Below are 13,642 nucleotides of genomic sequence, written 5' to 3' on the forward strand. Positions count from 1 at the left end.
TTCCTAACAGCCGCACAAGAGGTGTAACACTACCGCGGGTGCGCGGCGAAGAACTCCCACAGCACCCGGGTCGCGAACGGCGGCCATTCGTGGACACCCTGGTCGATCGTGATGAGCGCGACTTGGCGGCCCTCGGCGCATCCTGCGGACGACGTGGTGAGCGGACCACTGGTCGTGACGGCCGGAGCGCCGCATTGATCGACGTTTCGCCAGAACGCATCGACCTGTGGAACCGATGCGCCATTAATGACGCTGAAACCCTGCCCTCCGCCGTAGGGCACCAGCCGATCCGCGGTGCCGTGAATATGTATGACCGATGTCGGATGCGGGGACTGGCATGGGTTCAGCTGAATGCCGGCGACCGGGCCGATCGCTGAGAAGATATCGGTGGTGCACGCCAGTGTGTAGGACATGATGCCGCCGTTGCTCATGCCGGTTGCATAGACCTTGGCGGGGTTGATGCCGAGGTTCTTGGCGATGTCGCCGACAACGGCGGTGATGAAGGCGACGTCGTCAACACCTTCTCGTCCCGGTCGCCCGCAGCAGCCTTCCCCGTTGACGTTCCAGGCCCGGCCGAGACCATCTGGGTAGGCGACGACGAATTTGCCCGATTCGGCCAATCCGTCCCAGCCGTAATCACTTTCGGCCTGCACCCCACTGCCGGAAAAGCCGTGCAACATCACCACCAGCGGAGCCGACGCCGGCATTCCAGTGGGCTGGTAGAGCCGATAGCTGCGATCGTATCCGGCGGCTCTGATGTGGTGGATGCTGATGCCGGCGACGAAACCCGACGGCAGCCTAGGCCCGAAGGAGCAACTCGCGACCAGGAGAACAACCCCGAACAGGGTTGCGAGTCGACCGAGCAGGCGCCTGCGCTCAGCCGTTGGCTTTTTCCTTCAGGAACGCGATGTCGTCTTTGCGGCCCTCGTCGGAGGTCTCGCAGATCACCGGCGCCCCCGCCGCTTTGACCGCGGCGATCAGCAACTCAGGATCGATCTGGCCGGTGCCCAAATTGGCGTGGCGGTCGCGGCCCGAGCCCGCCTCGTCCTTGGAATCGTTGCAGTGCACCAGATCGATGCGGCCGGTGATCGCCTTGATGCGATCCACCGCGTCGACCAGCGCCTCACCCGCCGCCCAGGTGTGGCAGGTATCCAGGCAGAAGCCAATTCCGGTGTCGCCGATGACATCCCAGAGGCGGCCGATGATGTCGAAGCGGCGCGCCATGGCGTGGTCGCCGCCGGCGGTGTTTTCCAGGTAGACCGGAACGTGGGTCTCTAACTGGTCGAGCGCCTTGCGCCAGCGGCCGAAACCCTCGTCCAAATCGTTGTCGTCGGCGACGTGTCCCCCGTGCACGATGACCGCCGCGGCGCCGATGTCGGCGGCCGCATCGCAGGTCTGCTGCAGGATCTTGCGCGAGGGAATGCGCACCTTGTTGTTCGCCGACGCGACGTTGATCAGGTAGGGCGCGTGCACGTAGATCGGCAGCGCCGCGGCCTTCAGCACGGCGGCGTCCTCGCGCGGCTTGGGCGCCTTCCAGCTCTGTGGGTTACCGAGGAAAATCTGAACGACGTCAGCACCCTCGGCCTGCGCTGCGGCCAGCGGGTCCTGCGGACTGACATGTGAACCAATGAGCACGTCGCCAGTCTAGTGAGCGATCCCGACGGCAAGACGGCGCAACGAAAAAGCCCCGGGTGCGAAGCCCGGGGCTCTTTCGTCGTTGACTCGTGCTGATGGTCGCGACTCGCTTCGCCCGGCTACGCCGAGTTCGCGATCGCCACTACCGGTAGTCGCTGTAGCCGTAGTCGTCCAGCGGAACCGCGGCTCCGGTGGCCTGGCCGAAGTCCGGGCTGTAGTACTGATCCTCGTACGACGGGATCGTGTACGCAGCGGCCCGGGCCTCCTCGGTCGGCTGCACCTGGATGTTGCGGTACCGGTTGATACCGGTGCCGGCCGGGATCAGCTTTCCGATGATCACGTTCTCCTTCAGACCCTGCAGCTTGTCGCTGCGGCAGTTGATCGCCGCATCGGTCAGCACTCGCGTGGTCTCCTGGAACGACGCCGCACTCAGCCACGAGTCGGTGGCCAGCGACGCCTTCGTGATACCCATCAGCACCGGACGTCCGGCCGCGGGCTCGGCGCCCTCGGCCACCACCCGGCGGTTCTCCGCCTCGAACTCCGCACGGTCGATCAGCGACCCGGGCAGGAACTCCGTCGCGCCCGAGTCGATGATGGTGACGCGGCGCAGCATCTGCCGAACGATCACCTCGATGTGCTTGTCGTGGATCGACACACCCTGAGCGCGGTAGACCTCCTGGGTCTCCCGGACCAGGTGGATCTGCACCTGGCGGGGGCCCTGCACGCGCAGCACCTCGTGCGGGTCGGCCGAGCCTTCCATGAGCTGCTGGCCCACCTCGACGTGGTCGCCGTCGGACAGCACTCGCTCGGAACCGTCCTCGTGCTTGAACACCCGCAGCCGCTGCCGCTTGGAGAGCTTGTCGTAAACGACTTCCTCGCCGCCGTCGTCGGGGACGAGGGTGATCTTGTAGAAGCGCTCACCGTCCTCGAGCTGAACCCGCCCGGTGACGTCGGCGATCGGCGCCTTGCCTCGCGGCACCCGCGCCTCGAACAGCTCCTGCACACGGGGCAGACCGCCGGTGATGTCCTCACCGACACCACCCTGGTGGAAGGTACGCATGGTCAGCTGCGTGCCGGGCTCACCAATCGACTGGGCCGCAACGATACCGACGGCCTCGCCGATGTCGACCAGCTTGCCGGTGGCCATGGAGCGCCCGTAGCAGGTTGCGCAGACGCCGGTGCCGGTGGTGCACGTCAGCACCGAACGGACCTTGATCTGCGTAATGCCCGCTGCCAGTAGAGCTTCGATCGACGGGTCACCCAGGTCTTCACCACGCGCGACGACGACGTTGCCGGCCTCATCGACCGCGTCGGCACCCAGAGTCCGCGCGTACGCCGAGGTTTCGATGTACGGGTCGCGGATGAGCGTGCCGTCGGGCTGACGCTCGGCCAGCTCGACGAGGATGCCGCGCTCGGTCTCGCAGTCGTGCTCGCGGACGATGACGTCCTGGCTCACGTCCACCAGACGACGAGTCAGGTAACCCGAGTCGGCGGTGCGCAGCGCGGTGTCGGCCAAGCCCTTTCGAGCACCGTGGGTGTTGATGAAGTACTCCAGCACCGTCAGGCCCTCGCGGAACGACGACTTGATCGGGCGTGGGATGAACTCACCCTTGGGGTTTGTCACCAAGCCCTTCATGCCAGCGAGCGTTCGGGTCTGGGTGAAGTTACCCGTGGCACCGGACTCCACGATCGTGATGATCGGGTTGTCGCTCGGGTAGTGCTCCCGCAGTGCCTTACCGACCTCGTCGGTGGCTTCCTTCCAGATCTCCACCAGCGCCTCGTTGCGCTCCTCGTGGTTCAACGCACCACGCTGGAACTGCTTTTCGACCTTGTCGGCCCGGTCCTCGTAGAAGTCGAGAATCTCCTTCTTCCGCGGCGGAACCAGCACGTCGGCCATCGAGACCGTGACGCCGCTGCGGGTCGCCCAGTAGAAACCGGCGTCCTTGAGCTTGTCGACGGTCTGCGCGACCACGATCATCGGGTAGCGCTCAGCCAGGTCGTTGATGATGGCGGCCTGCACCTTCTTGTGCATCTGCTTGTTCACGAACGCGTAGCCCAGCGGCAGCAGCTCGTTGAACAACACCCGGCCCAGGGTCGTGTCGGCCAGCCATGCATCGCCGGGCTGCCAACCGTTCTGACCGAAGAGCTCGGCCTCGATCTCGGCGGGCGGACGCAGCTGCGTCAAGCGCACCTTGATCTTGGCCCGCACCGAGAGCGCACCACGGTCCGAGGCCATGATCGCCTCGGCCGGTGAGGAATACACGCCAATCTCGGGCTGATCGGTAGCAGCCGGCTGGTATTCGCCGTCGGCGCCGTCGACCTCGGTGGTCAGGTAGAACAGCCCGGTCACCATGTCCAGACGTGGCATGGCCAGCGGCCGGCCGGATGCCGGCGACAGGATGTTGTTGGAGGACAGCATCAGGATGCGGGCCTCGGCCTGCGCCTCGGCGCTCAGCGGCAGGTGCACCGCCATCTGGTCACCGTCGAAGTCGGCGTTGAACGCCTCACACACCAACGGGTGCAGCTGAATAGCCTTGCCTTCCACCAACATTGGCTCGAAGGCCTGGATACCCAGGCGGTGCAGGGTGGGGGCACGGTTCAGCAGAACCGGATGCTCGGCGATGACCTCTTCGAGCACGTCCCACACCTGCGGACGCTGACGCTCCACCATGCGCTTGGCGCTCTTGATGTTCTGCGCGTGGTTGAGGTCGACGAGCCGCTTCATCACGAAGGGCTTGAACAGCTCCAGCGCCATCAGCTTGGGCAAACCGCACTGGTGCAGCTTGAGCTGCGGACCGACCACGATGACCGAACGGCCCGAGTAGTCGACGCGCTTGCCGAGCAGGTTCTGACGGAACCGGCCCTGCTTACCCTTGAGCAGATCGCTCAGCGACTTCAGCGGACGGTTACCCGGTCCGGTGACGGGGCGACCGCGACGGCCGTTGTCGAACAGCGCGTCCACGGACTCCTGCAGCATCCGCTTCTCGTTGTTGACGATGATCTCGGGAGCACCGAGGTCGATCAGTCGCTTGAGACGGTTGTTGCGGTTGATCACGCGGCGGTACAGGTCGTTGAGGTCGCTGGTCGCGAAGCGGCCACCGTCGAGCTGCACCATCGGGCGCAGCTCCGGCGGGATCACCGGGACGGCGTCCAGCACCATGCCCATCGGCGAGTTGCCCGACTGCTGGAAGGCAGCCACCACCTTGAGCCGCTTGAGCGCACGAAGCTTCTTCTGCCCCTTGCCGTTTCGGATGACGTCACGCAGGATGTCGGCCTCGGCGTCGATGTCGAAGTTCTCGATCAGCTTCTGGATCGACTCCGCGCCCATGGCGCCGGTGAAGTACTCGCCGTAACGGTCGACGAGCTCGCGGTAAAGGTTCTCGTCGACGATCAGCTGCTTGGGAGCCAGCTTGGTGAAGTTGGTCCAGATCTCCTCCAGCCGGTCCAGCTCACGCTGGGCACGGTCGCGGAGCTGGCGCATCTCACGCTCGCCACCGTCGCGGACCTTGCGGCGCGCATCGGCTTTCGCACCCTCGGCCTCCAGCTCGGCCAGGTCGGCCTCCAGCTTCTGTGCCCGGGCTTCGAGCTCGGCGTCGCGCTGGTCCTCAACGGCCTTGCGCTCCACCACCATTTCGGCCTCGAGCGTCGAAAGCTCGTTGTGCCGCATCTCGGTGTCGACCGCGGTGATCACGTACGCGGCGAAGTAGATGATCTTCTCGAGATCCTTCGGCGCCAGGTCCAGCAGGTAGCCCAACCGGCTCGGCACACCCTTGAAGTACCAGATGTGCGTGACCGGTGCGGCCAACTCGATGTGGCCCATCCGCTCACGACGCACCTTGGCGCGAGTCACCTCGACGCCACAGCGCTCACAGATGATGCCCTTGAAGCGCACCCGCTTGTACTTGCCGCAGTAGCACTCCCAGTCGCGAGTCGGTCCGAAGATCTTCTCGCAGAACAGGCCGTCTTTCTCCGGCTTCAGCGTGCGGTAGTTGATCGTCTCCGGCTTCTTGACTTCGCCGTAAGACCATTGCCTGATGTCCTCCGCAGTGGCCAGGCCGATACGGAGTTCATCGAAGAAGTTGACGTCGAGCACGTAACTCCCTTTCCCCTTGCGGGTTTAGATACTGAGAAAAACGTTGGTTAGGCCAGATCCTCAACGGACGCAGATTCGTTGCGGGACAAGTTGATTCCCAGGTTCGCTGCCGCGCGCTCCAGGTCCTCGTCCTCGCCCTCGCGCAGCTCGATCGCCGCGCCATCGGACGACAGCACCTCAACGTTGAGGCACAGCGACTGCAGCTCCTTGAGCAACACCTTGAACGACTCGGGGATACCCGGCTCCGGGATGTTCTCGCCCTTGACGATCGCTTCGTAGACCTTGACCCGACCGACGGTGTCGTCGGACTTGATGGTCAACAACTCCTGCAGCGTGTACGCGGCGCCGTAGGCCTGCATGGCCCAGCACTCCATCTCACCGAACCGCTGACCACCGAACTGCGCCTTACCACCCAGCGGCTGCTGGGTGATCATCGAGTACGGACCGGTGGAGCGGGCGTGGATCTTGTCGTCCACCAGGTGGTGCAGCTTCATGATGTACATGTAGCCAACGGTCACCGGGTACGGGAACGGCTCACCGCTGCGCCCGTCGAAGAGCACCGCCTTGCCGTCGCCGTTGACCATCACGTCGCCGTCGCGGTTGGGCAGCGTGCAAGACAGCAGACCCTGCAGCTCCTCTTCCTTGGCGCCGTCGAACACCGGGGTCGACACGGTCTGGTTGCCCTCGGCGTGCAGCAGTTCCTCGGGGAGGTTGACCGCCCAGTCCGGCCTGCCGTCCGCCACGTCGATCTTCCATCCGGCCTTGGCCACCCACCCGAGGTGGGTCTCCAGGATCTGGCCGATGTTCATCCGTCGCGGCACACCGTGGGTGTTCAGGATGATGTCGACGGGGGTGCCGTCCGGCATGAACGGCATGTCCTCGACGGCCAGGATCTTGCCGATGACGCCCTTGTTGCCGTGGCGACCGGCCAGCTTGTCCCCGTCGGAGATCTTCCGCTTCTGGGCCACGTAGACGCGGACCAGCTCGTTGACACCGGCAGGCAATTCGTCGTCGTCCTCGCGGGAGAACACCCGAATACCGATCACCTTGCCGGACTCACCGTGCGGCACCTTCAGCGACGTGTCGCGGACCTCGCGGGCCTTCTCACCGAAGATCGCGCGCAGCAGCCGCTCCTCGGGCGTCAGCTCGGTCTCACCCTTAGGGGTGACCTTGCCGACCAGGATGTCGCCGTCACGCACCTCGGCACCGATACGCACGATGCCACGCTCGTCCAAGTCGGCGAGCACCTCGTCGGAGACGTTCGGGATGTCCCGGGTGATCTCCTCGGCGCCCAGCTTGGTGTCGCGGGCATCGATCTCGTGCTCCTCGATGTGGATCGAGGTGAGCACGTCCTCTTCAACCAGGCGGTTGGACAGGATGATCGCGTCCTCGTAGTTGTGGCCCTCCCACGGCATGACCGCGACGAGCAGGTTCTTGCCCAGCGCCATCTCACCGTTTTCGGTACACGGACCGTCCGCGATCACCTGGCCGGCCTCGACCCGGTCTCCCGCGTCGACGATCGGCGACTGGTTGGCGCAGGTGCCGTGGTTGGAACGGGCGAACTTACGCATCCGGTAGGTGTGCCGGCTGCCGTCGTCGGCCATCACGGTGATGTAGTCGGCGGAGACCTCCTCGATCACCCCGGCCTTGTCGGCGACCACGACGTCGCCGGCGTCGATCGCCGCGCGCAGCTCCATACCGGTACCCACCAGCGGTGCCTCGCTGCGCACCAGCGGAACCGCCTGGCGCTGCATGTTGGCACCCATCAGGGCACGGTTGGCGTCGTCGTGCTCGAGGAACGGGATCATGGCGGTGGCCACCGACACCATCTGGCGCGGCGACACGTCCATGTAGTCCACCTCGGACGAGGCCACGTACTCGACCTCGCCCTGCTTCCGGCGGACCAGAACACGCGGCTCGAGGAACTGGCCGTTGTCGTCGATCGGCGAGTTGGCCTGCGCCACGACGTGGCGGTCCTCCTCGTCGGCGGTCAGGTACTGGATCTCGTCGCTGACCACACCGTCGTTCACCTTGCGGTACGGCGTCTCGATGAACCCGAACGGGTTCACCCGCGCGTACACCGACAGCGAGCCGATCAGACCGATGTTCGGACCTTCCGGGGTCTCGATCGGGCACATGCGGCCATAGTGCGACGGGTGCACGTCACGGACCTCCAGCCCGGCGCGTTCACGCGACAGACCACCCGGGCCCAGCGCCGACAGGCGACGCTTGTGGGTCAGACCCGACAGCGGGTTGTTCTGGTCCATGAACTGCGACAGCTGGCTGGTGCCGAAGAACTCCTTGATCGCGGCGACCACCGGGCGGATGTTGATCAGCGTCTGCGGCGTGATGGCCTCGACGTCCTGGGTGGTCATCCGCTCGCGGACCACGCGCTCCATCCGGGACATACCGACCCGGATCTGGTTCTGGATCAGCTCGCCCACGGTGCGCAACCGGCGGTTACCGAAGTGATCGATGTCGTCGGTTTCCACCGGGACCTCGACGCCCCCGGGCACCGTCATCAAAGTCTGGCCCTCGTGCAGGCGAACCAGGTACTCGATGGTGGCGACGACGTCCTCTTCGGTCAGCGTCGACGACGTGATCGGCTGGCCGACGTTCAGCCCGAGCTTCTTGTTGACCTTGTAGCGGCCCACCCGGGCCAGGTCGTAGCGCTTCTCCTTGAAGAACAGGTTCTCCAGCAGGGTCTGCGCGGACTCCTTGGTCGGCGGCTCGCCCGGACGCAGTTTGCGGTAGATGTCCAGCAGCGCCTCGTCGGTGCCTGCGGTGTTGTCCTTCTCCAGGGTCGACATCATGATCTCGGAGAAACCGAACCGCTCGCTGATCTGCTCGTTGGTCCAGCCCAGCGCCTTGAGCAGCACGGTGACCGGCTGACGACGCTTGCGGTCGATGCGCACACCGACGGTGTCGCGCTTGTCGACGTCGAACTCCAGCCACGCGCCGCGGCTCGGGATGACCTTGACGCTGTGCAGCAGCTTCTCGGTGGACTTGTCGATGCTCTCGTCGAAGTACACACCCGGCGAGCGGACCAGCTGGCTGACCACCACACGCTCGGTCCCGTTGATGATGAAGGTGCCCTTCTCGGTCATCATCGGGAAGTCACCCATGAACACCGTCTGGCTCTTGATCTCACCGGTGTTGTTGTTGATGAACTCGGCCGTGACGAACAGCGGGGCCGCGTACGTCATGTCCTTGTCTTTGCACTCGTCGACCGGTGCCTTGACTTCGTCGAAACGGGGATCAGAGAAAGACAGCGACATCGACCCAGAGAAGTCCTCGATCGGCGACAGCTCGTAGAGCACCTCTTCGAGTCCGCCCACCGGGTTGACGTCTCCGCGCCCGGCCGCGATCTCGCGCCACCGAGGCGAGCCGATCAACCACTCAAAGGAGTCGGTCTGCACGTCAAGAAGCCCCGGAACCTCGAGCGGTTCGCGAAGCTTGGCAAAAGAAACTCGGTTAGGTGCTCCGGGTACGGAATTGTCGGTGGAACTCTTTGCGTCCGTCTTGCTCTGGCGGAAATCTGCCAAGATGCGTCCTTCCAGCACCTCGTGCGACTCACGAGTACCGGGGCCACCGGGCCTGTTCGCCGCGAATTGTGTCGGTCAAGCTGGCGAACGATCTGTCCGGATCTCACGCGCGCAACTAAATAGCTGAGCCACGATAGGGGGCTCAGGCTAAGACCACAGTGTCAGTGGCGGGTGAGGTGGGCAGGAAGTAGCCAGCGCAACGTCCAACAATAGCGCAGGCGCGCGCATTCCTCAACTACCCACAATTACCTGCCCAGAAAGTTCGGCGCTGGCTGGCATCTCGACTTTCGGGCGGGTACATGCTGCCCAACAGATTGACCCGTTTACGCCCCTGTCGTCAAGAGGAACGGCGGCGAGTTACGCCAAGTTATCGTGAAATTCTCGGGCCATGGCTTGTAATCGCGCAGCGGAAAACCATCCCGGAAGGTGTGCCGGGATGGTTTGGGAGTGCCGGGGTGCTTGGTCGGCTAGGCGCCGTGCGACCGGAGCTTGTGGGTGCCCTCGAGGTCGTCGAGGATCGCAGCCTGGGCATCTTTGGGCAGCGTGTGCAGCATCTCGCGCACCCGGGCCTGACGCCGAGCCACCGCCTTGCGCTCCGGCATGCCGGGTGTCGCGACGATCTGCGGCGGCACGCCCTCGACTTCCTCGGTGCCACCGGAGTGATGGCCCGCGTCGACCATGGCCTGCTCTTCGGCCATCGTCGTCTCGTCCTTCTCCTCGGACATGCCGATGGGGCCGATGCGGCGGCCGTTCAGGAACTGCCTGACCACCGGCTCGTCGCTGGTCAGCAGCACCTCGCGGGGACCGAACATCACCAGGTGCTTGCGGAACAACATGCCGATGTTGTCGGGCACGGTGCGGGCAACGCTGATGTTGTGCGTCACGATCAGGATGGTCGCGTCGATCTGGGCGTTGATATCCAGGATCAGCTGGCTCAGGTAGGCGGTACGGACCGGGTCCAGACCCGAGTCGGGCTCGTCGCAGAGAATGATTTGCGGGTCGAGGACCAGGGCACGCGCCAGGCCGGCGCGCTTGCGCATACCACCGGAGATCTCACCGGGGAACTTCTTCTCGTCGCCGCCCAGGCCGACCAGGCTCAGCTTCTCCATGACGATGTCACGGATCTCGCCTTCCTTCTTCTTGGTGTGCTCACGCAGCGGGAACGCGGTGTTGTCGTAGAGGTTCATCGAGCCGAACAGCGCGCCGTCCTGGAACAGCACCCCGAACAACGTGCGGATCTCGTACAGCTCCTTGGCCGAGCACTCGAGGATGTCGGTACCGTCGATGAGGATCGAACCGCGTTCCGGCCGCAGCAGACCGATCAGGGACTTCAGGAACACCGACTTACCGGTACCCGACGGGCCCAGCAAAACGCTGACCTCCCCGGCCGGGATATCCAGGGTCACGTCTTCCCAAATCCTCGAGGATCCGAAGGACTTCGTTAGGCCGTTGACCTCAATAGCGACGCCCATGGGAGATCCTTCCATCCACGCTTATGCCTGCTACCTGCCCCTTTGTGTGGCATGAGTCACTGTAGCGCACGCCCGGGACCGCGCATCATGGTTGCACAGCACCGGCGCCAAAATTTCGCTGACCTGAGACCCACCCCTGAGAGCAGGGTAATCACGCCGGGGCGCCGACGAAACCGGAGTCAGACGGTCGGAGCCCAGTTGCCGTGAAAGCCCATCGGGACGCGCTGGGGTAGATGCACCGTCGCCATCGACTCGAGGGTCTGCGCGTCGAGCAACACCAATTGGCCTTCGTCGCGGCCGCGGTGATAGCCGTAGCCCATCAACACGCCGTCGTCCTCGGCCGCGGTTCCCTCCCCGCGCGGCGGGTTCGGCACGAAGCACATCTCGCCGAGTAAAAGGTCGGGATCAAGTGCGGCGACCTCGCTGGATCCCGTCGCATAGTCGTGCTTGTACAGCGCCGACGACGCGTTCGTTCCCCCTGCGGCGTGAAACCCGCCACCGATGCCGACCGTGTAGCCGAACCGGTGCTGAGCACCCGTGAGGCTTTCGTTGATTCGGGGGAACTCCTGCGACCTATCGTCGCGGCATTCGGTCTGCACGGCGCCGGTCGCCAGATTGATGGTCCACCGGTCGAGTACCGGCATCGTGTCTCCCGGCCCGCGCCGGTCGCGGTCGAACATCCGCGAGTAACGGACCACGTCGAGCACCAGGATCTCCGCTCCGTCGCGCATCTCCGAATAGGCGTTGAGCGGGTGATAGACGTAGCACGGCTCGATGTCGAACCAGCGGACGTCTCGGTTGCCCCCTTCGCGGGGCATCACCCCGATGCGCGCCGGGTAGTCAGGATTCCACGCGTACGGCAGGCCGACCGCGCGCCGCGTGTCGCGGCTGAGCATCGCCGCGACCGGGCTGGGCATCCGGACCCGCCCGATGACCGACTCCACGACCAGCCGGGCCGGTAGCCGCATCCAGCGTGGCACCGACGCCGGCATCACCTGCACCGGGTCGAAGGTCACCGGCAGGTCGTAGATCACGACATATTTATCGGTCAGCGAGAAGTCGTGCATCATCGGCGATCCGCTCACGCTGATGTCGACCGTGCGGCGGGCGCGGCCGTTGGCGTCGATCACCGAGTACTGCACGGTGCGTCCGCGCGCGAAAGAATAGGACACCGCATGCAGTTCGCCGGTGCGCGGATCACGGTGCGGATGCGCGGTGTAGCCGCCGGCCAGGGTGCCGTCGAAGTCGCAGGTGCCGACGGTGTCCAGCTCGTCGGTGAGTTCGTAGTTGGCGACCCCGCCTTCGACAAGTGCCAGGGTTCGCCCGGCGTGCGACAACACATTGGTGTTGGCGCCCATGCCGAGCATGCCCGCCCGTGGGTCGACCCGTCCGGGCGCAGGCTCGCCCAGGGTGGCGCTCACCGCGGGGCCGCGGACCCAGCGGTTGCGGTACCAGCGGGCCTGTCCGTCGCGCAGCGCTATCCCGTGCACCATGCCGTCGCCGGTGAACCAGTGGTAAGTGGCCGGATCGACCTCCGCGGCCGGGTTGGGCCCGTTGCGCAGATAGCGCCCGTCGAGATGCTCGGGCAGGTGGCCGGTGACCTCGAGGTCGGTCGCGGTGACTTCGTCGCGCACCGGGGCAAGGAAGCCCTCAAGGTACGGATTCCGGGATGTGACGGATTCGGTAGTCGTCATGGCTGAACTCCTATAACATTGTTATTTCAGCGTTATCGGAACGGTACGCCCCTAATGAGAAGATGGCAAGGATGACTTCGGAGACACAGCCCGCCGTTCGCGGCGTTCGCGACGAGATGCTGCGCGCGGCCGTCGCCCTGCTGGACGAGCACGGGCCCGATGCGCTGCAGACCAGGAAGGTTGCCGGCGCCGCGGGCACCTCGACGATGGCCCTGTACACACACTTCGGCGGGATGCAGGGCCTCATCGCCGAGGTGGCCGAGGAGGGCTTACGGCAGATCGACGCGGCGCAGAGCGTGCCGCAGACCGACGACCCGGTCGCCGACCTGATCACCATCGGTAGGGCCTACCGCCGCTATGCCACCCAGCGGCCCCACATGTATCGCCTGATGTTCGGCAGCACGAGTGCGCACGGCATCAACGCACCAGCCGGCAATGTGCTGCCGCTGACGGTTGCCGAGATCGAGCACCACCACCCCAGCTTCGCGCACGTGGTGCGCGCGGTACACCGGTGCATGCTGGCCGGCCGGATCACCGCCGGCGCTGCGGGCGACGATGCGTCCGTCGTCGCCACCGCTGCCCAGATCTGGGCGTTGATACACGGCTTCGTGATGCTCGAGCTGGCCGGATATTACGGGGGCGACGGCGCGGCCGTCGCGTCGGTGTTCGAATCGCTGAACTCGAATCTGCTTGTTGCCCTCGGCGATTCACCCGAGCGAGTGGCGCAGTCGGCGCGCTCGGCGGCACCCGCGGGCCGAGCGCACGAAACCCCCGGGACCTGACATCCCGGGGGTTTGCGCGAGTCGAACTACTTGACGGTGACCGTGGCGCCAGCGGCCTCGAGCTTGCCCTTGGCCTCCTCGGCGGCTTCCTTGGCGACCTTCTCGAGCAGCGGCTTGGGGGCGCCGTCGACCAGGTCCTTGGCCTCCTTGAGGCCCAGGCCGGAAACGATCTCGCGGACGACCTTGATGACGCCGATCTTCTTTTCGCCGGCGGCCTCGAGGATGACGTCGAACTCCGACTGCTCCTCGGCGGCCTCGGCGGGAGCGCCACCGGCGGCGGGGCCGGCTGCGGCGACCGCGACCGGGGCGGCGGCGGTGACCTCGAAGGTCTCCTCGAACTTCTTGACGAAGTCGGAGAGCTCCAGCAGGGTCAGCTCCTTGAATGCGTCAAGCAGCTCGTCGGTAGAGATTTTTGCCATGG

8 protein-coding genes are annotated in these 13,642 nt (G+C 65.3%); 1 reads left to right on the top strand and 7 read right to left on the bottom strand.

The window, feature by feature from the left end; all coding sequences use genetic code 11:
- Window positions 1-29 precede the first annotated feature (29 nt).
- The 6 genes from MNAB215_RS04330 to MNAB215_RS04355 all read right to left on the bottom strand — a co-directional run bounded on the left by MNAB215_RS04330 (window position 30) and on the right by MNAB215_RS04355 (window position 12,439).
- On the bottom strand, window positions 30-866 hold the full coding sequence (locus MNAB215_RS04330) for an extracellular catalytic domain type 1 short-chain-length polyhydroxyalkanoate depolymerase (RefSeq protein ID WP_077077608.1): 837 nt from the start codon (window positions 864-866) through the stop codon (window positions 30-32).
- 10 nt (window positions 867-876) lie between these two features.
- Window positions 877-1,635 carry a deoxyribonuclease IV gene (locus MNAB215_RS04335; protein WP_077077609.1) on the bottom strand — a complete coding sequence of 253 codons (759 nt, stop codon included), beginning with the start codon at window positions 1,633-1,635 and terminating at the stop codon, window positions 877-879.
- Between the two features lie 142 nt (window positions 1,636-1,777).
- Window positions 1,778-5,728 carry a DNA-directed RNA polymerase subunit beta' gene (locus MNAB215_RS04340; protein WP_077077610.1) on the bottom strand — a complete coding sequence of 1,317 codons (3,951 nt, stop codon included), beginning with the start codon at window positions 5,726-5,728 and terminating at the stop codon, window positions 1,778-1,780.
- 47 nt (window positions 5,729-5,775) lie between these two features.
- The gene (rpoB, locus tag MNAB215_RS04345) at window positions 5,776-9,273 is read right to left on the bottom strand and encodes a DNA-directed RNA polymerase subunit beta (protein WP_077078411.1); all 3,498 of its coding nucleotides are present in this window, start codon (window positions 9,271-9,273) and stop codon (window positions 5,776-5,778) included.
- A gap of 467 nt (window positions 9,274-9,740) precedes the next feature.
- Window positions 9,741-10,745 carry an ABC transporter ATP-binding protein gene (locus tag MNAB215_RS04350; RefSeq protein ID WP_077077611.1) on the bottom strand — a complete coding sequence of 335 codons (1,005 nt, stop codon included), beginning with the start codon at window positions 10,743-10,745 and terminating at the stop codon, window positions 9,741-9,743.
- A gap of 179 nt (window positions 10,746-10,924) precedes the next feature.
- Window positions 10,925-12,439, bottom strand: coding sequence for a carotenoid oxygenase family protein (locus MNAB215_RS04355; protein ID WP_077077612.1), 1,515 nt, complete (start codon window positions 12,437-12,439; stop codon window positions 10,925-10,927).
- A 71-nt stretch (window positions 12,440-12,510) separates the two neighbouring features.
- Between MNAB215_RS04355 and MNAB215_RS04360 the strand changes: the two genes are divergently transcribed.
- Entirely contained in the window at window positions 12,511-13,221 is a 711-nt protein-coding gene (locus tag MNAB215_RS04360; RefSeq protein WP_077077613.1) for a TetR/AcrR family transcriptional regulator, read from the top strand.
- A 26-nt stretch (window positions 13,222-13,247) separates the two neighbouring features.
- Here MNAB215_RS04360 and rplL read toward each other — a convergent pair whose 3' ends face one another.
- Window positions 13,248-13,640 carry a 50S ribosomal protein L7/L12 gene (gene rplL / locus MNAB215_RS04365; protein ID WP_077077614.1) on the bottom strand — a complete coding sequence of 131 codons (393 nt, stop codon included), beginning with the start codon at window positions 13,638-13,640 and terminating at the stop codon, window positions 13,248-13,250.
- Window positions 13,641-13,642 lie beyond the last annotated feature (2 nt).

Source organism: Mycobacterium numidiamassiliense (genome assembly GCF_900157365.1).
GTDB classification, from domain to species: Bacteria; Actinomycetota; Actinomycetes; order Mycobacteriales; family Mycobacteriaceae; genus Mycobacterium; species Mycobacterium numidiamassiliense.

Bases quoted from the DNA above. Each gene is read 5' to 3' on its own strand.
- rplL (WP_077077614.1), bottom strand. From the start codon at position 13,640: ATGGCAAAAATCTCTACCGACGAGCTGCTTGACGCATTCAAGGAGCTG.
- MNAB215_RS04355 (WP_077077612.1), bottom strand. From the start codon at position 12,439: ATGACGACTACCGAATCCGTCACATCCCGGAATCCGTACCTTGAGGGC.
- MNAB215_RS04360 (WP_077077613.1), top strand. From the start codon at position 12,511: ATGACTTCGGAGACACAGCCCGCCGTTCGCGGCGTTCGCGACGAGATG.
- MNAB215_RS04350 (WP_077077611.1), bottom strand. From the start codon at position 10,745: ATGGGCGTCGCTATTGAGGTCAACGGCCTAACGAAGTCCTTCGGATCC.